Source organism: Glaciecola siphonariae, assembly GCF_042652645.1.
Classification (GTDB): domain Bacteria; phylum Pseudomonadota; class Gammaproteobacteria; order Enterobacterales; family Alteromonadaceae; genus Glaciecola; species Glaciecola siphonariae.
On sequence record NZ_JBHSGU010000002.1, the window covers coordinates 1,484,471 to 1,500,970 of the forward strand.

Here is a 16,500-nt window from a genome sequence, read left to right on the forward strand (position 1 = left end):
CCTCAATTTTCACATCCAGTGGTGCTAAAAACGTGAAGTACTAGGCGCGAAAAAGATATAACCGTCTTTCCATTGCTCGTTTTTGTAACGCTGTGGCTGTGATTCACGTTTTTAGCGCCGCCGGGCGCTGTTTCTTATCAAGGACTAAGGTTAAATATTACTCCGTGCCTTCGAGAAGGGCCTCAAAGTCTGCAAAGTCGTCGGCCTCTTCCTCCAATTCTTCCTGTGTTTTTTGACCGAGCTTTCCATCACTTAATTCAAATGCACTGCGCTGAAAATATGCGTCTCTAACAAATAAATATTGGTCTAATGATCTTTCCAAATTAGCTTCCTGCTCTAATAGAGCAGCGCGAGTTTCTATTAGTCTTACTACAGCAGCACCCACGGTATACGGGTCTTCCAGCACTGTTTCAGGCCAGTAATAGCGGTCAACAAAACTACCGACAAAATTACGTACATCACTTGGACCGAATACCGGCAGCATTAAATAAGGGCCTGTACCAATACTCCATGAGCCAAGCACTTGGGTAAACTCTTCTTCTTTGCGCTCAATGCCCATGCTTTTGGCAACGTCGAATATACCTAAAATACCCACTGTACTGTTTATGACAAAACGACTCGCACTGGCGAATGAGTCTGAAGGTTTGCCCTGTAGCAAACTATTGATAGCGGTCGCGGGCTCACCGATGTTTTCGGCAGCATTAAGCAAACCTGTTCGAATAGGCTGCGGAGTGACATACACATAGCCTTGAGTGATGGGTTTTAAAATAAACCTGTCGAGCACGTCTCGGTTAAAGTCCCATACCACTCGGTTTACGCCTTCGAAAGGGTCAGCAATGCTCTCTCGGTCTTCTTTGGCTTGATTGATTTTTACCTGCTCAATTTGCTCTCGCTGGCTTGATGTACAGCCCCCAAGCACTAGCAAGATAAGTAGTAAACTCACTCTAATATCGTTCACATTAGTTCCTTATTAATTTGAATTTGGCGCGTTTGCACCTGTCCCTTTATCAGCGTTATGCTGTCTATCTCACCTTGCAACTCACCCTGACTGGGCATCACGTCTGCATCGGCCGACACACGCGCTACAATCCTGACCGTATCGGCACTGCTTAGCGTCATACCCGGCATCATGGCATCGTTATCGCTCAATTCAACCCTTATCGGAAAGCCGTTCAATGGCAATCGTTTTACCGCGAGCGGCATACGAGACTCAGCTTGAGCATTTTGAGCAAACACAATCAAAAATCCAGCACTAGGAAGTTTTGAGCGCAGCGAATCGGCCAAACTTATCTCTACAGAGACGCCGGTCTGTTCGTCGCCACTATTCGCTTGGTCACCGTATGCGTTATCACTACTTGATGGGGCAGCAGCATTAGCCGATTGCATCTCGTTGTCAGCACTACTTGCGGGCAACGATGTACCAGTAATTCTTTCTCTAGATACGCCAATATTTACCAACTGGGCTACCAACGACTGATAAAAATTACTGCTCGGGGAAAGCTCATTGCTGATCATCAAGAAATTCTGGGCAGCCAGTTCAGCTTCGCCCAATTGGGTCGCAACCACAGTTAAGAGTAGTCGATAATCTCTATTGTTTGGTGAAAGTGTAAGAAGATATTGCACCTGACGCTTGGCATTTTGTAGCGTATCTTCCGTACCGCTTGCCATGAGTGCCTGTGCATATCTTTCTCGAAGTTCCTCGTTTCGAGGGTCTAGATCCAACGCCTTTTCGAAGGCCGCCACTGACTCTTCCATACGCCCAATGGCCATTTGAACTTGCCCTAGGAGGCGCCATCCCTCAACATCTTCGGGAGTCTTGCGCAAGCGCTCGCGAATTACCAAAGCAAAGTTTGCATAGTCGTTTGGAGTGACTTGGGCGCCATTTTGCCCTTGAATACGTGCAGTCAGGTCTGCAGCTTGCGTTTGTGCCGCTATGTATTCTTCTAGACCATCCAACTGATTGGCGCTGTGATATACCCACACGCCAACTAAAACAGCGGGTAGCGTGAGCGTGGCCAAAACTAGCCAGTTTATCTTACTGCCGGCGGCATCGTCGATGCTCATATCAGCGACATCGTACGTTTCTTCTACGAGCGCTAACTTCAATTCACGAACGGCACTTAATTTATCTTTTTCAGAGATCAGTCCCTCTTCTACTTCTCGCTCTAGTTCGGCAATGCGTTGTTTAACCACATTGGCGTTAGTCAGTTGCAGTCGGTTACGCTTGGCTTTGCGAAGCAGAGGGATAAATACAAATAACAAAGACAGCATTATGAGCACTGCGCCATATATATAAAATTGCGTCACTTAATCATCCTTTAAGAGCTTGTCTGCGCGCGCGAGTCGAGCTTCAACATCCACATCATCAACGACTTTACGTCTGCGAATAAACACCACCAACATCACTAATGCAAATATCACTGGCGCAAGCCACAACCACATAGTGACAGCATTTACCGGAGGCTGGTAGTGTACAAAATCGCCATAGCGCTGTTTCATCCAGCCCACAACTTCTTGCTCACCTTTCCCTTCCTGCATCAATTGATACACTTTACGACGCATATCGTGCGCAATAGGCGCATCTGAGTCAGCAATATTTTGGTTTTGGCACTTCGGACAGCGTAGCTCTTCGGTCAGTTTTAAAAAGGTTTTTCGCTGCGCTGCGTCTGAAAACGCGTAGTTTTCTGCATAGTCTTGAGTGATGGCTTTCGCCTCAAACTGAGCCTTGCTTATGGTGCTAGACTTCGCCGCTTGCGTTGCTTCGCCATTGGCGCCTTGCTTGGGTTCGTTATCTTGTGCATTAGCCTTAGTGACACCGATCACTAAGGTAAGTACTAGCAAAGCAGAGACAACAAAAGCGCGCTGGACGGATGTTAAAAAGCCCATGCGTCCTGCAATGCCAGCGCTATCACTTTGCATGATATTATATGTCCTCATTGCGCTGCGCTCTCGATAGAAGCAAATGCTGAACCGTTGGCATGATGAAGCGAAGTATTAACCTGTGCGCCGCTCGCACCCTTAGTTTCTTCGTTGTTAGGCAATAGCTCATCCATTACTGGCTTGAATTTATTACGCCACACCCGCTCATTTACATCGCCTAAATGATGCACGCGTATTATCCCGTTTTGGTCAACTAAAAATGTCTCTGGTGCGCCTGTCACGCCCAAGTCGAGTGACGTGTCTCGATATACATCAAAAATATTGAATTGATATGGGTTTCCATAGCGATTTAGTGTTTCTATCACTTCGCTGCGTACTCTGGTAAGCGTTTTTGTTCCAAAATCTGGGTCGATATCTTGGTCGTAGTACAAACCAACAAACCTGACCCCTTGATTGCGTAACTCTGTTAAATAAGGCAGTTCAATCGCGCAGGTGACGCACCACACTCCCCACACATTGATAAGGGTAACTTGGCCGTCAAAAATGGAGTTGTCGTAAACACGCGTTTCGTCCATTAAATCGGGCAATTCAAATGCGGGAAAGGGTTTTGCTATCACCTCAGACTCACGCTCCATTGGGTCTGAAAACAAGCCTTTAAACAAAAACACGCAAAGCCCTAGAAATAAAACCAGAGGAAGCAAAAACCAAATAAGTCGTTTCATGCTCATCCTTTTGCCTCATTCACCTTACTTTGCACTAGCATATCTTGCTCGCTTTTTATGTCGTCAGCGCTAGCCCTTGGCGACAGAACCGATTTTACTTTCGCAATTTTCTTTATGCGGTATCGTTTATCCGCAATTGAAAAGATGCCACCGATACACATAATTACCGCGCCGCCCCATATCCATACCACAAAGGGTTTGTAGTAAAGCCTTACCGCCCAAGCGCCGTTTTCGAGAGGTTCGCCAAGCGCCACAAATAAATCTCGTGTTAGCGTGGTATGAATACCCGCTTCTGTCATGGTCATGCGCTGCACGGTGTAAAAGCGTTTTTCAGGTTCTAAATGAGACACTAGCACGCCATTTTTATACACATCAAAAATGCCTTTATCTGATATGTAATTTGGTCCTTTAAGCTCATTTACGCCGGTAAACTCCACTTCATAATCAGAAATACTCACTCGCTGACCGGGCTCCATGCGCAGGTCGCGTTCCAGTTCGTAGTTACTTACCAAGGTGATGCCAATCAAACAAACCGCAAAACCAACATGACCGAGTATCATGCCCCAATGACTGCGTGTTAATTTACCTAAAGACGCCATCATCGATTCTTCTTTCGTTTGTGATACCACCCGTTGACGCACTTCTAATGTCGTAGACACAAGTATCCAGAAGCTCATCACCAGTCCGAGCATGCCCATATAGGTCTGTTCGTCGTATGTCGCATTGACTAACAAACCAGCGCTTAAGGCGAGGATAAAGGCAAAGACCATTTGATTTCGCAGCGCTGAAGGCTGCTGACGCTTCCAGCGAGAGAGTGGCCCAATACCTAAAAACAGAACAAACGGTACGATTAATAGCGTAAACATTTGATTAAAAAACGGCGCGCCAATCGAGATTGTACCCAAACCAATTTCTTTGTGTACCAGCGGAAAGAGTGTGCCCAGCAATACAACAATAGTGGCGGCGACTAACAACACATTATTCCCCATGAGCATCATCTCACGAGAGAAAATTTCATATCGCCCAACACTTTTTAACTGCGACGCTCTTAGCGCATAAAGAAGCAATGAGCCGCCAATCACCACGACCAAAAGCCCCAAAATAAAGAGCCCTCGAGAAGGGTCACTGGCAAAGGAGTGAACCGACACTAACACGCCTGAGCGCACTAAAAATGTCCCAAGCAGGCTCAATGAAAATGCGGCAATCGCAAGCAATACTGTCCACGACTTAAATACTTTGCGTTTTTCTGTCACCGCTAGGCTGTGCATAAGGGCTGTGCCAACCAGCCAAGGCATAAAGGACGCGTTTTCTACCGGGTCCCAAAACCACCAACCGCCCCAACCAAGCTCATAGTAGGCCCACCAACTTCCAAGGGCTATGCCGAGTGTTAAAAATGCCCATGCTGCTATTGTCCATGGTCTCGACCATCGGGCCCATGTGGAGTCAAGCTGACCACCAATAAGCGCTGCAATGGCAAATGCAAAGGCCACTGCGAAGCCCACATATCCCATATACAGCATGGGAGGATGAATAATCATGCCAAAGTCTTGCAGGAGTGGATTTAAGTCGCGACCATCTACAGGAAAAAACGGCAGCATGCTGTCAAAGGGATTAGAGGTAATTAGCATAAAGAGATAAAAGGAAATACTCACCATGCCGAGCACTGCTAATACGCGCGCCACCATGGCTTCGGGTATCCCTTTTGAAAATAACGCCACCGCCAAAGTCCATATCGCAAAAATAAGCACCCACAGCAAAAAGGAACCTTCATGGCCGCCCCATACCGCGGTAATCTTGTAGTACAAAGGCAGCTTGCTGTTACTGTTTTGAGCAACATAGTTCACGCTAAAATCGTCAGTCACAAAGGCGTAAGTCAAACAGATATAGGCAATAAGTGTGAAGATAAATAAACCCCACGTGAGCGGACGCGCCATTTGCATGAGAGTTTGGTTATTGGTTTGCGCACCCCACAGAGGGTAAACGGCCAATAAAATTGACAATACAAATGCGATAACGAGGGTTAAGTTACCTAACTCGGGTATCATTAGTACGCTGCCTCTGCCGGTTTTTTATGGTGAATACCTAGTTTTTCCGCAAGCTCTGGCGGCATATATTCTTCATCGTGTTTAGCCAGCACTTCATGCGCCACTATCAAAAAGCCGTTTTCAAGCACGCCAGTTGCCACTATGCCTTGGCCCTCACGAAATAAATCGGGCAATATCCCAGCGTAGCGCACGGTTACCTTTGGACCTGTGTCGATTAAATCAAAACTCACCGCTAGCGTCTCGTTGTCTCTGTTGACGCTTCCGGGCACAACTAAACCGCCAATACGAATTCTTTGACCCACGCTAGGCTTAACGCCGGTTTTGTCTTTGCCGTTATGAATTTCAGAAGGTGTATAAAACACATCAATGCTGTCGTTCAATGTATAGAGCATCATACCCACAGCACCGGCCAGTAATATAATTACGCTAGATACTGCAAAGAGTCGCTGCTTTCTTCTTCGATTCATGCTTTTTGTTCCTCATTAACGCCCGTCTTGGTTTGCCTGCGCTTTTCTCTTGCGGCAATAATTTTTTGAGCACGTGCCTGTTGCTTAGCAACATAGTCTTTTACTGCTTTGTTCATAAATTGGCTTTGAAATAATAAGGCGAGCATTGCCACAAGGCTGACCGAATATGACAACCATACAAACAAACCGCGCTGCCCCATATCGATAAACTCGTCGAAACTCTGAAATTTTACGCCTTGGCCCCACATAAAATAGGTACCCACACACGCCAAAATAAGACCGAGTATTAGGGCAATAGTTCGTCCGGGTATGCGATGCAGCATATGTGTATTATCCGATAAAAACTCCGATACCCAAGGGCGATGGGCGTCTCGTTTGACCAGCTCAGATTTAAGTCGTATCAACACTACCGCGCCAATAAAACCCACCATGCCTAAAATGGAAATCACCAGCGGACTCGCCATTTCAATAGGCATTGATGGTTTGTCGATTTTACTGATGCTGGCAGGCTGGTGCAGCGTATTCCACCACTCAACCGAATACTTAATAATGGGAATATTTATAACGCCCACAATTGCCATAATCCCAGCAGCTTTGCCCGCTTGCTGTTTGTCGTCAAACGAAACATACAGCGCTATCACGCCCATATACAGAAACAGCAGAATTAATTGAGACGTTAAGCGAGCATCCCATATCCACCAAGTGCCCCACGTTGGTTTACCCCAAACTGCACCGGTAAAAAGAGAAATAAAGGTAATCACCGCTCCCACCGGCGCTATGGCAATCATCGCGGTAAATGCCGTTCGCCATTGCCATACAATGCCCACAAAAGCCGCAACGGCCATCGCAATGTAGGTAGTCATCGATTGAGTGGCGCTTGGCACATGGATATAAATAATGCGATACACATCAAACTGCTGATAGTCCGTAGGAGCAAAAACTAGGCCCCAAATAAGGCCAAGCGGCAGGCCCACGCAAGCAAGCATGGCAAACCAAGGAAAGAGCTGATTGCACAACATATAGGCTCTGTCGGGCTTAGCGTAAGAATTTATCCACTTCCACATTAATTTTGACTCACTTTTAACGAATACGCGATAGCCCCTGGCGACACTGCAAGAGTGAACAATCCAAGTGCCGCCATAATACCAAGTTGGAAGGCGTAAGGTAATTGCAATGACGCCGAATCTATTGCCGAAGTGGCAAATATTAGCAACGGTATGAACAAGGGAATTAACAGCAAGGCCACCAACACGCCGCTGCGCTGCAGGCCGACGGTCAGCGCAACGCCAATAGCCCCAATAAGACTGATCACTGGCGTGCCTAAAAGCAAGGTGGCGATTAGCGCAAAATACATGCTCATTGTCATGTTTAAGAACAAGGCCAAAAGTGGGGATAATAATACTAGTGGCACAATATGAATAAACCAATGCGTAAGCACTTTTACCAGCACAATCAAGTACAAGGGCGTTGGGCTAAGCATGTATTGCTCAAGAGAGCCATCGTTGAAGTCATCACGAAACATGCGCTCCATCCCCAGCAATAAAGAAAGAATTGCCGCAACCCATATCACTGCACCGCTGACTCTCTGCAATATCTCGGGCGATGGACCAATAGCCAGCGGGAAAAGCGTTATCACCATAATAAAAAACATGAGCGGCTGCATGAGCTCTGCACGCTGATGATAAGCCAATGCAATATCGCGCTTAACAAACGAGAAAAGAACCGAAAGTAAAGAAGGTTGGCTCACCAGCGGTACTCCAGCGCAAACTCTCGATTGGGATAATCAATGTTTATGCTCTGATGCGACGTCATTATTACTGCGCCGCCACTCAGCAAAAAGCTTTGAATATGTTGCTCAAACATTTTTACCATGTTGACGTCGAGTGCCGTCATCGGCTCGTCTAAGACCCAGAGCTTTGCCTGACTTTGCAGCCAAAAGCGGGCGAGTGATACCCGTCGCTGCTGCCCTTGCGATAAATGCTTTACTGGGAGCGTTTCCAGCCCCTCTAGTCCTAATTGTTCAAGCGTGTTAACAATGGTTTGTTCACTCACCGAAATATGGTGTTGGCAGCACCAATATTGCAAGTTCTCAATGGGGGTGAGCAACGCGCTAATGCCTAACTTATGCCCGAAATACATAAATGCGTGGCTCGCTTGCTCACCATCTTGATAAACGTCACTGCCGCATATGCTGACGCAGCCTTGTTGAGGCTGGCTGAGCCCTACTAAAATGCGCAGCAGGCTGGTTTTTCCTGCACCGTTTTCACCGCGCAACAAAACAAGCTCTCCGGCGTTTATTTGCAGGTGAACATTTTCAAAAAGAATGCGATCTTGTTTTTCACATGAAATATCGCGTGCAGCCAAAACAGTCAAGAGCTTACCTCAATAACAAAACGTGCAAATATTATCATAAAAACAAGCGATTAACCTATTATTGAGCCTGTCTAAATTGGTCGAAAAAAACGTTTATTTGATTGGTGTCAAACCGAGCTATTAAGCCTTGAGCAAAAGATACAAAAAGCGAAGCTTATACATCACCGGCGTTTGCCGATAAATGAAGTATGAATCAAAACCCTATTCCCGCTGTAAAAGCGCTTACTAGGATGCAAGAAATTGCATCCTCACATCAGCATAGTGTGGCTAGTGGCCACACCGCTAAGGTGACGCACGCAAAAAACAGCGTCAGTTTTACTGTGCTTGCAAGCAACAGTCAGCAACTTACCCTGCAAGACAATGCCAATAAGCAGCGCTTTAACCTGCCCGCATCGGCCATAAACACAGCAAATTTGCCAAAAAGTGGTGACACACTTGTGCTTCTGAGCGCAAACACCAAGACGCTAAATTTTTCCGTAGTGCCCTCTCAACTGCGCCAGTTTAACCAGCAGGGCTTTGGGCAGCCGCTCACCAATAAGCTGCAAAATGCGGTGGTAGAAACTTGGCCTGACATCAGCAAAGGGGTGGCAAACAAAGCCTCCTTAAGTGTCGCTGCTTATCTCAGCATAGATAGCTCTGATACGAAATTAAGCGCGTTAGCAAGGGCGCTGACTGCAAACGCGATTAAGCTTGGACAGCCACTCATTGAGCTTCCAGTGATGGCTAAAATTATATCAATGTCGGGTAAGGGAGAAACGTTAAGTGCCCTCGCGCAAGTGCAAATGAGCGGATTGAATAGCAAAGCTTTGCAGATAAACCTGCCCATACCTACTCGCTTAGCATCAACGTTAAAAAACACTGATAATGTGTTTATGACCTTGTCAGTGAATAACATAAACGCCGGAGTAAGCAAGCCTCACGAGTCTGCAAATATGATTAAAAGCATACAGACCCAGAGCGGCGTTAATTTCAGCCAAAACGAAATCGCAAAAGTAAACGCTAGCAATCGGCAATTATCATCGCTTGTACAAAGCATTTCTGAAAAAACACTGTTTACCTTCAACAAACCAACAAGCGCCTCAGGATCAGATGCCAATAAGCATCAATTTTTGATTTCTAATCTACAAAATGGGCTGATTAAGTTGCTACCGCAAGGATTATTGGAGCAAATTCAAAAGTCCCTGCCCCCTTCGCTGGTGGAGGAAGCTAGGCTGCTAATTACAAGTACGTCAAAAACCAGCTTGAATTCGACGCAAATGAGTACTGGTAGCCAGCAAATTACGCTAAGCGCCATCGCCAAACCACAAATATTGCAGATGCAGAGCAGTGTGCTTAACACTAAATTCCCGCAGGGTGATTTACAAGCCTTTGAACAAGACATAATCCAGCGCACTAACGCGCAAAAGACTCAAGGCACGGGCGACATAAGTTTACAGAGCGAGGCTAGCGTATCGCCAAATAATACTCGTTTGAATGCGGATGCAAGCCAATCGGGGCTTATCAAAAATAGTCTGCTGCTAAAGCTACAACAAACTATGTCTCAAGAAGCACTTGCGAATGTATCGTTAAAAATACAAAGCGCTCTTAATCACACTATGGCACATTCTGAGCCCAGCGCGCCGGTGCTAGAGCAAGTAAAAACGAGCTTAGAGCAGGTAATTCAAAACGGCAGTAAAGAAACACGTTCCGAGCTTACGCCACTACTCAAGCAGCTTACGCAAATTTTGGACAAGCCTCTTCATGGTCAATTAAATGGTCAAATAAATGGCCAAATACATGGTCAAAACCACGAACATAGTCATGCGAAAGCTAAGCTAGATGCGAAAATTGCTGACGGTTTAGAAATATCAAATACGCAAAAACCTGCACCCCTACAAAATATAGAACTCAACGATTCCGTCGACACTGACTTACCCGATATGCTGCGCAGCGCCTTAAGCGCACAAGCGGTAACGCAAATTAATCAAGCGATTGGGCCATCAAAAATAGGCGGGCAAAATAACTTTGTAGAGGGGCTTGTCAGCCTTTTAAAGTTGAGCCTTGCAACGAAGCTCGCCAGCCCATCTGCACATTCTTCATCTAGTGCTGCGCGCTCAACAGAGCTATTACCCGTGCTTATAAGCTTTGCAGGTAATGTCCTTAAGCAAACCAATCCCAAAGCTGACAAAACGCTAAGCGCGCGAGTCCTGCAAGACATCGCTGCTGGAGACCCTCGAGGGAGTCTAATAAGCGGCATAGGCAAATTATTAAGTAGTCATAATACCCATAAACTACGCGCTGCAGAGGCAACACTGCAAGGTCAAGACACCTACTTTTATGCGCTGCCAAACGTTATGAATAAACAAGGTGAAGATATTGAAATTGCCATCAAAAGAGATAAAAACGATAAAGATGGCAATGATGGCACTAGCGGCGCTAGCACTTGGCGACTCGATATGAAACTTGATGTTGGAAAACATGGCACCGTGTTAGCAAAAACCGTATTTGCCACGAAAACAAACAATCAGGGAATAGACCTGCACCTTTATGCATCAAATGACGCTCTTAAAAGCAGAGTGCTGCGCTATTTGCCATATTTAAGCGAGCGCTTGGCGGCATTGGGTATAGTCGTTAACTCGCAAAAATGTGATGTTGGCAAAGTAGATGACACCCTATTTAAAACACAACTAAATGTGATGCATGCTTATGCGTAGAGAGGTGTAGCGTGCTGATTCATGATTAGTACACCACCTACTTGACGGTGCATTTTTATTTTAAACAAACAACTTGTTTATATGACACAAACAACATGCGGTAAACATATTCATGAACGATAGCGGTAGTAAATACGATAGCAATAAAGACAATAACCACGCAATTACCCAAACGCGAAGCCAGCAGGCAATTGCGCTTAAATATGGTGCCCTTGGGAACGGACAAAACGAGGTGTCTGCAGCCCCTAAGGTCATCGCAAAGGGAAGCGGCGTGCTCGCCGACGAAATTATTGCATTAGCCGAGCAGCACGGTATTTTTATCCACCAAGATGCGCATCTGAGCAAAATTTTATATCACCTAGACTTAGGGCAAGAAATTCCCCAGAGCATGTATCAAGTTATTGCTGAGCTAATCGCGTTTTCGTTTGTCCTTCAAGGAAAATTCCCTGCTCGTTGGGAAAACACACATAAACGCATCGACTTTATAGAATAAGCCCCCGAGCACGCTAGGGTGGTCAGGGGGCAAGCATGGTTTAACCGTTATGCTATGTGTTTATGCTTACTCAGACGTTCCCTCTGGAAGCGCTTCTTTTTCGACGTCTTCAGGTTTAACGGTTTTCTTAAGCAGAAGTTCTCCGCGAATGCGCCCTTCTATCTCGTTAGCCATCTCTACATGTTCTTTTAAATATTTAACAACGTTAGCTTTTCCTTGGCCAATACGATCGCCATTGTAGCTGTACCATGCACCGGCTTTTTCAACGAATTTAAGTTTGACGCCTAAATCGATTAATTCGGCTTCTTTACTTATTCCTGCGCCATACATAATTTGGAATTCAGCCTGTTTAAACGGCGGTGCCACTTTATTTTTCACTACCTTCACGCGTGTTTCGTTGCCGACAACCTCATCACCGTCTTTAATTGCACCTATACGGCGTATATCCAATCGCACAGAAGAATAAAACTTAAGCGCATTACCACCGGTTGTGGTTTCAGGATTACCAAACATTACGCCAATCTTCATACGAATTTGGTTAATAAATATCACCAAAGTATTTGAACGCTTAATATTCGCTGTTAGCTTACGCAGCGCTTGAGACATTAAGCGCGCTTGCAAACCCACGTGAGAGTCGCCCATGTCGCCCTCAATTTCAGCACGAGGGGTAAGTGCCGCGACCGAGTCAACAATCACCACATCAACCGCACTTGAGCGTACTAGCATGTCGCATATTTCAAGCGCTTGCTCGCCAGTATCGGGCTGAGAGACTAATAGGTCTTGTATGTTCACACCTAACTTTTCAGCGTATATAGGGTCAAGGGCGTGCTCTGCATCCACGAAGGCACACGTTTTGCCTTTTTTCTGGGCTTCTGCAATCACCTGCAGGGTAAGTGTGGTCTTACCCGACGATTCTGGACCATAAATTTCAACCACTCGACCGCACGGTAATCCACCTATGCCCAAAGCAATATCAATACTCAATGAGCCTGTTGATATCGCCTCAATATCCATGGCTTGATTGTCACCCAAGCGCATAATTGCGCCCTTACCAAATTGCTTTTCGATTTGACCTAATGCGGCATTCAACGCTTGGTTCTTTTTATCGCTCACGGTTTGTATCCTTTTATTGCGCAGTCTGTTAGCACTGATTTATTTACGTCTTGCCTGTCAGCGCTTTTTGCCCCGCCACACATGCAATCATTTATATCGGAAGTATACTGTATAACCATACAGTTTCAACCGCTAATTTATATTATTTTGTAAGTGTATGAATTTATTCAAAAACTAGACGAGATATTAGACAAACATGCTTTCTTTCATCGTTTATTCATGTAGTAATCAATCTAGTTATCCAGTAGTTCAATCAGTACGGTCACACAAAGACAGGTGCCGCATATATGACAAGTCATAACGATTTTGCACTACTGTTAAATTTCAAGAAAAGTATGACATGTCTTTTATTGTGCGTTAACTACACAGGAGATCAGTTTTTCTAAGCCCAGCACAATGGCTTGTTCACGCACCTGCTGTCGGTCGCCAGAAAAACAACGCGAGAAGGTATATGTATCGAGCGCCGTATCGATTGCAAACCAAACAAGTCCAACGGGTTTACCAGGGCTGCCACCGCATGGCCCTGCTATGCCGCTTACCGCAAGTGAATAATCGGCATTGGCACGCTGGCGCGCACCAAAGGCCATTTGCGTAACCACTTCTTGAGAAACCGCACCAAACTCATCAAGGGTAGTAGGCTCAACACCAACCAACTGAGACTTTGCCTCGTTGCTGTAACTCACCCAAGCGCGTTCAAACCAAGCGGATGAACCAGGCACATCGGTGATTGCAAACGCAATACCGCCACCTGTGCACGACTCAACCGTACAAACAGTGCGCTGTTCTTGAGCAAGGGCTTCACCAAGCCGTAATGAGAGTTGATATTTATTCTTTAATTGCGCATCGAGCATACAGGCGTTTTTTATTCCGAAGTTTTACATTAGACTACTCGTATTTACCAATAAAGATAGCGCATCTATTAACACTAATACACCCTAGTTTGCTTCTGCCCTAGCGTGAAAAAGATATTGATGCCAAGCTCACATACAATCATAAATAGTAAGGACAAGGCTTTGCGCCAACGATTCATGATACGCGACTTATCTCAGGGCATTTATGCAAGGTGATGTAAAAAGTAACCATACGCCTATGATGGCGCAATATTTAGGTATTAAAGCGCAGCATCCAGACACCCTGTTGTTTTATCGCATGGGTGATTTTTATGAGCTGTTTTTTGATGACGCCAAAAAAGCAGCAAACTTACTTAACATATCCCTCACTGCACGAGGTAAATCGGGCGGCGAACCTATTCCAATGGCGGGTGTACCCTATCACGCGGCTGAAAATTACCTAGCAAAATTAGTCAAAATGGGAGAATCGGTAGCCATATGCGAACAAGTGGGTGACCCTGCCACCAGTAAAGGTCCTGTAGACCGACAAGTGCTCAGAATTGTAACACCCGGCACGCTTACCGATGAAGCCTTGCTCGACGATAGACAAGATGCGGTGCTGGCAGCGGTCCACGCCCATAAAAACGTATTTGGCATTGCATATATCGACCTTTCCAGCGCACGTTTCCATGTTATCGACTGCGTTGGCGAAGACGCATTTTTAGCAGCTTTAGAGAGAATAAAAGTAGCCGAACTTTTGTATAGTGAAGACTTTGACTTTGTCCATTTACTCGATAAATACAAAGGAAAGCGGCGCCGACCGGTATGGGAATTTGATCAGCAAACTGCGCTCACCAAGCTTAATGCTCAGTTTTCAACCCTCAACTTAGATGGTTTTGGCGTAGACGCCGACATGCTCGCTATTGGCAGCGCCGGCTGCGTTTTGCAATATGTACAAGAAACTCAGCGCACCAAACTCGCCCACATAACGCAGATCACTCACGATAATCACCAGCATATTTTGTATATGGATGCAGCCACCCAGCGCAATCTTGAGCTTACCCGCAACCTTTCCGGCACTCATGACAATACGCTATTAAGCGTGATAGATAACACCGCTACATCGATGGGGTCGCGCTTGCTTCAGCGTTATCTGCACCAACCTACCCGCGATATTGAAGAACTGAATCAGCGCCACCAGATTATTCACGCGGTCCAGCAAAGCGACTATGCCCCCTTGCAACTCGTTTTGCGTGAGATAGGCGATATTGAACGCATTCTAGCTCGCGTGGCGCTAAGAAGCGCTCGACCAAGAGACTTTTCCCGTTTAAGCCATGCACTTAATCACTTACCAGACCTGCTGCAGCTTATTAATAATCTAGATAGCTCTGGCGCTGATACAACACTACAAAGCTATGTTGATGCTATTGGTCACTATCCAGAGCTGGCCGATTTACTCAACCGAGCCATCGTTGAAAATCCACCAGTGGTGCTGCGCGATGGCGGTGTTATTGCCCCTGACTATAACCAAGAGCTAGATGAACTAAGAGACTTAGCACAAGGTGCAACAGACTATCTAGATGCGCTTGAACTCAGAGAGCGCGAACGCACTGGCATTTCAACTTTGAAGGTTAATTACAATAAAGTGCATGGCTTCTACATTGAAGTTAGCCGCGCTAACAGTGCGTTAGTGCCGCCTGATTACGTTCGCCGCCAAACACTTAAGAACAACGAACGCTATATTATCCCTGAGCTAAAGGAGCATGAAGACAAAGTACTCACCAGTCAAAGTCGTGCCTTGGCATTGGAAAAGCGTTTATATGAGGCGCTGTTTGATGAAATAATGCCAAGCCTTAGCGAGCTTATGCAAAGTGCGGCGGCTATTGCCAAATTTGACGTAATGGTAAATTTTGCCGAGCGCGCCGACAGCCTCGATTTAGTTGCTCCCGAGTTGGTAGAAGAGAAGCTGTTAGAATACGATGCTGGGCGACATCTGGTGGTTGAAAGTGTGATGTCAACGCCGTTTATTGCCAACCCGCTGTATGTGTCTGACTCAACGCAGATGCTCATGATCACAGGACCGAACATGGGTGGTAAATCAACTTACATGCGTCAAACTGCCCTGATTGTATTGCTAAGTTACATCGGCAGTTTTATTCCTGCTGCAAGTGCTAAAATAGGCCCGATAGACCGTATATTTACGCGAATTGGTGCCGCTGACGACCTTGCGTCCGGTCGCTCTACGTTTATGGTAGAAATGACCGAAACCGCTAATATTCTCAATAACGCAAGCGCAAACAGCTTGGTATTAATGGATGAAATTGGTCGCGGCACGAGCACCTATGATGGGCTCTCTTTGGCCTGGGCTTGTGCACAGTATCTTGCCAACAAAACGCGTTGCTTCACGCTTTTTGCGACCCATTACTTTGAACTAACCTCCTTAGAACAACAGCATCCTCATATTCAAAATGTTTATCTCAATGCGGTGGAGCACAATGATGACATAAAGTTTATGCATCAAGTTCAGCAAGGTGCCGCGAGCAAAAGCTACGGGCTGCAGGTTGCCAAATTAGCAGGTGTGCCTAAAAGTGTGCTGGATGTTGCAAAACACAAACTCGAGCTTTTAGAAAAAAGTGGCGTCGCGGGGCAAATGACTGGCGCACACAATCAGCCAAATGGTGAGTCGCAAAGCAGCAAAACCGCCAATACTGCACCTGAGCATGCCGATGCTATAGGTCAATTTGAGCAAATGCCAATGCGCTTGGACGCACCACACTGGCTTGAGCAAAAGCTTAAAGCGATAGACCTTGACGCTTTAAGCCCCAGAGAGGCGCAGGCGATGCTTTATGAATGGCGAAAACAGCTATCATAGCCAGTTATGTAT

The 16,500-nt window shown here is 46.0% G+C and carries 14 protein-coding genes and 1 pseudogene; 3 read left to right on the plus strand and 12 right to left on the minus strand.

Annotated elements, in window-relative coordinates; all coding sequences use genetic code 11:
- Positions 1-157 precede the first annotated feature (157 nt).
- The 10 genes and pseudogenes from ACFO4O_RS07965 to ccmA all read right to left on the minus strand — a co-directional run bounded on the left by ACFO4O_RS07965 (position 158) and on the right by ccmA (position 8,487).
- Positions 158-958 (minus strand): MlaA family lipoprotein, encoded by an 801-nt coding sequence (locus ACFO4O_RS07965; RefSeq protein WP_382407204.1) that lies wholly within the window; start codon positions 956-958, stop codon positions 158-160.
- Positions 955-2,307 (minus strand): c-type cytochrome biogenesis protein CcmI, encoded by a 1,353-nt coding sequence (ccmI, locus tag ACFO4O_RS07970; protein ID WP_382407206.1) that lies wholly within the window; start codon positions 2,305-2,307, stop codon positions 955-957. Before ccmI ends, ACFO4O_RS07965 begins: the two co-directional genes overlap by 4 nt.
- On the minus strand, positions 2,308-2,919 hold the full coding sequence (locus ACFO4O_RS07975; protein WP_382407208.1) for a cytochrome c-type biogenesis protein: 612 nt from the start codon (positions 2,917-2,919) through the stop codon (positions 2,308-2,310).
- Positions 2,920-2,933: 14 nt separating this feature from the next.
- On the minus strand, positions 2,934-3,602 hold the full coding sequence (locus ACFO4O_RS07980) for a DsbE family thiol:disulfide interchange protein (protein ID WP_382407210.1): 669 nt from the start codon (positions 3,600-3,602) through the stop codon (positions 2,934-2,936).
- Between the two features lie 2 nt (positions 3,603-3,604).
- A complete protein-coding gene (locus ACFO4O_RS07985; RefSeq protein WP_382407212.1) occupies positions 3,605-5,647 on the minus strand; it encodes a heme lyase CcmF/NrfE family subunit in 2,043 nt (680 codons plus the stop codon).
- Positions 5,647-6,114 (minus strand): cytochrome c maturation protein CcmE, encoded by a 468-nt coding sequence (ccmE, locus tag ACFO4O_RS07990; RefSeq protein ID WP_382407214.1) that lies wholly within the window; start codon positions 6,112-6,114, stop codon positions 5,647-5,649. The genes ACFO4O_RS07985 and ccmE overlap by 1 nt, the downstream gene beginning before the upstream one ends.
- Positions 6,111-6,437: a heme exporter protein CcmD gene (gene ccmD, locus ACFO4O_RS07995; protein WP_382408277.1), complete on the minus strand. Its 327-nt coding sequence runs from the start codon at positions 6,435-6,437 to the stop codon at positions 6,111-6,113. The genes ccmE and ccmD overlap by 4 nt, the downstream gene beginning before the upstream one ends.
- 9 nt (positions 6,438-6,446) lie before the next feature.
- Positions 6,447-7,178 (minus strand): annotated as a pseudogene (locus ACFO4O_RS08000) (heme ABC transporter permease); the annotation flags it as partial.
- Complete coding sequence (gene ccmB, locus ACFO4O_RS08005) at positions 7,178-7,861, minus strand: heme exporter protein CcmB (protein ID WP_382407216.1); 684 nt, start codon at positions 7,859-7,861, stop codon at positions 7,178-7,180. The gene ccmB and the pseudogene ACFO4O_RS08000, both read right to left, overlap by 1 nt.
- Positions 7,858-8,487: a cytochrome c biogenesis heme-transporting ATPase CcmA gene (ccmA, locus tag ACFO4O_RS08010; RefSeq protein WP_382407218.1), complete on the minus strand. Its 630-nt coding sequence runs from the start codon at positions 8,485-8,487 to the stop codon at positions 7,858-7,860. The genes ccmB and ccmA overlap by 4 nt, the downstream gene beginning before the upstream one ends.
- Positions 8,488-8,675: 188 nt before the next feature.
- Here ccmA and ACFO4O_RS08015 point away from each other — a divergent pair, with 188 nt between their 5' ends.
- Positions 8,676-11,180: a hypothetical protein gene (locus ACFO4O_RS08015; RefSeq protein WP_382407220.1), complete on the plus strand. Its 2,505-nt coding sequence runs from the start codon at positions 8,676-8,678 to the stop codon at positions 11,178-11,180.
- 112 nt (positions 11,181-11,292) lie between these two features.
- Positions 11,293-11,673, plus strand: coding sequence for an EscU/YscU/HrcU family type III secretion system export apparatus switch protein (locus ACFO4O_RS08020; protein WP_382407222.1), 381 nt, complete (start codon positions 11,293-11,295; stop codon positions 11,671-11,673).
- 66 nt (positions 11,674-11,739) lie between these two features.
- Here ACFO4O_RS08020 and recA read toward each other — a convergent pair whose 3' ends face one another.
- Positions 11,740-12,786: a recombinase RecA gene (gene recA / locus ACFO4O_RS08025; protein WP_382407224.1), complete on the minus strand. Its 1,047-nt coding sequence runs from the start codon at positions 12,784-12,786 to the stop codon at positions 11,740-11,742.
- Between the two features lie 347 nt (positions 12,787-13,133).
- Positions 13,134-13,637 (minus strand): CinA family protein, encoded by a 504-nt coding sequence (locus ACFO4O_RS08030; RefSeq protein WP_382407226.1) that lies wholly within the window; start codon positions 13,635-13,637, stop codon positions 13,134-13,136.
- 205 nt (positions 13,638-13,842) lie between these two features.
- Here ACFO4O_RS08030 and mutS point away from each other — a divergent pair, with 205 nt between their 5' ends.
- On the plus strand, positions 13,843-16,488 hold the full coding sequence (mutS, locus tag ACFO4O_RS08035; protein ID WP_382407228.1) for a DNA mismatch repair protein MutS: 2,646 nt from the start codon (positions 13,843-13,845) through the stop codon (positions 16,486-16,488).
- Positions 16,489-16,500: the final 12 nt, after the last annotated feature.

Coding starts and splice junctions, on each gene's coding strand:
- ACFO4O_RS07975 (WP_382407208.1), bottom strand. CDS start 2,919: ATGCAAAGTGATAGCGCTGGCATTGCAGGACGCATGGGCTTTTTAACA.
- ACFO4O_RS07980 (WP_382407210.1), bottom strand. CDS start 3,602: ATGAAACGACTTATTTGGTTTTTGCTTCCTCTGGTTTTATTTCTAGGG.
- ACFO4O_RS07985 (WP_382407212.1), bottom strand. CDS start 5,647: ATGATACCCGAGTTAGGTAACTTAACCCTCGTTATCGCATTTGTATTG.
- ccmE (WP_382407214.1), bottom strand. CDS start 6,114: ATGAATCGAAGAAGAAAGCAGCGACTCTTTGCAGTATCTAGCGTAATT.
- ccmD (WP_382408277.1), bottom strand. CDS start 6,437: ATGCTGCATCGCATACCCGGACGAACTATTGCCCTAATACTCGGTCTT.
- ACFO4O_RS08015 (WP_382407220.1), top strand. CDS start 8,676: ATGAATCAAAACCCTATTCCCGCTGTAAAAGCGCTTACTAGGATGCAA.
- ACFO4O_RS08020 (WP_382407222.1), top strand. CDS start 11,293: ATGAACGATAGCGGTAGTAAATACGATAGCAATAAAGACAATAACCAC.
- ACFO4O_RS08030 (WP_382407226.1), bottom strand. CDS start 13,637: ATGCTCGATGCGCAATTAAAGAATAAATATCAACTCTCATTACGGCTT.
- mutS (WP_382407228.1), top strand. CDS start 13,843: ATGCAAGGTGATGTAAAAAGTAACCATACGCCTATGATGGCGCAATAT.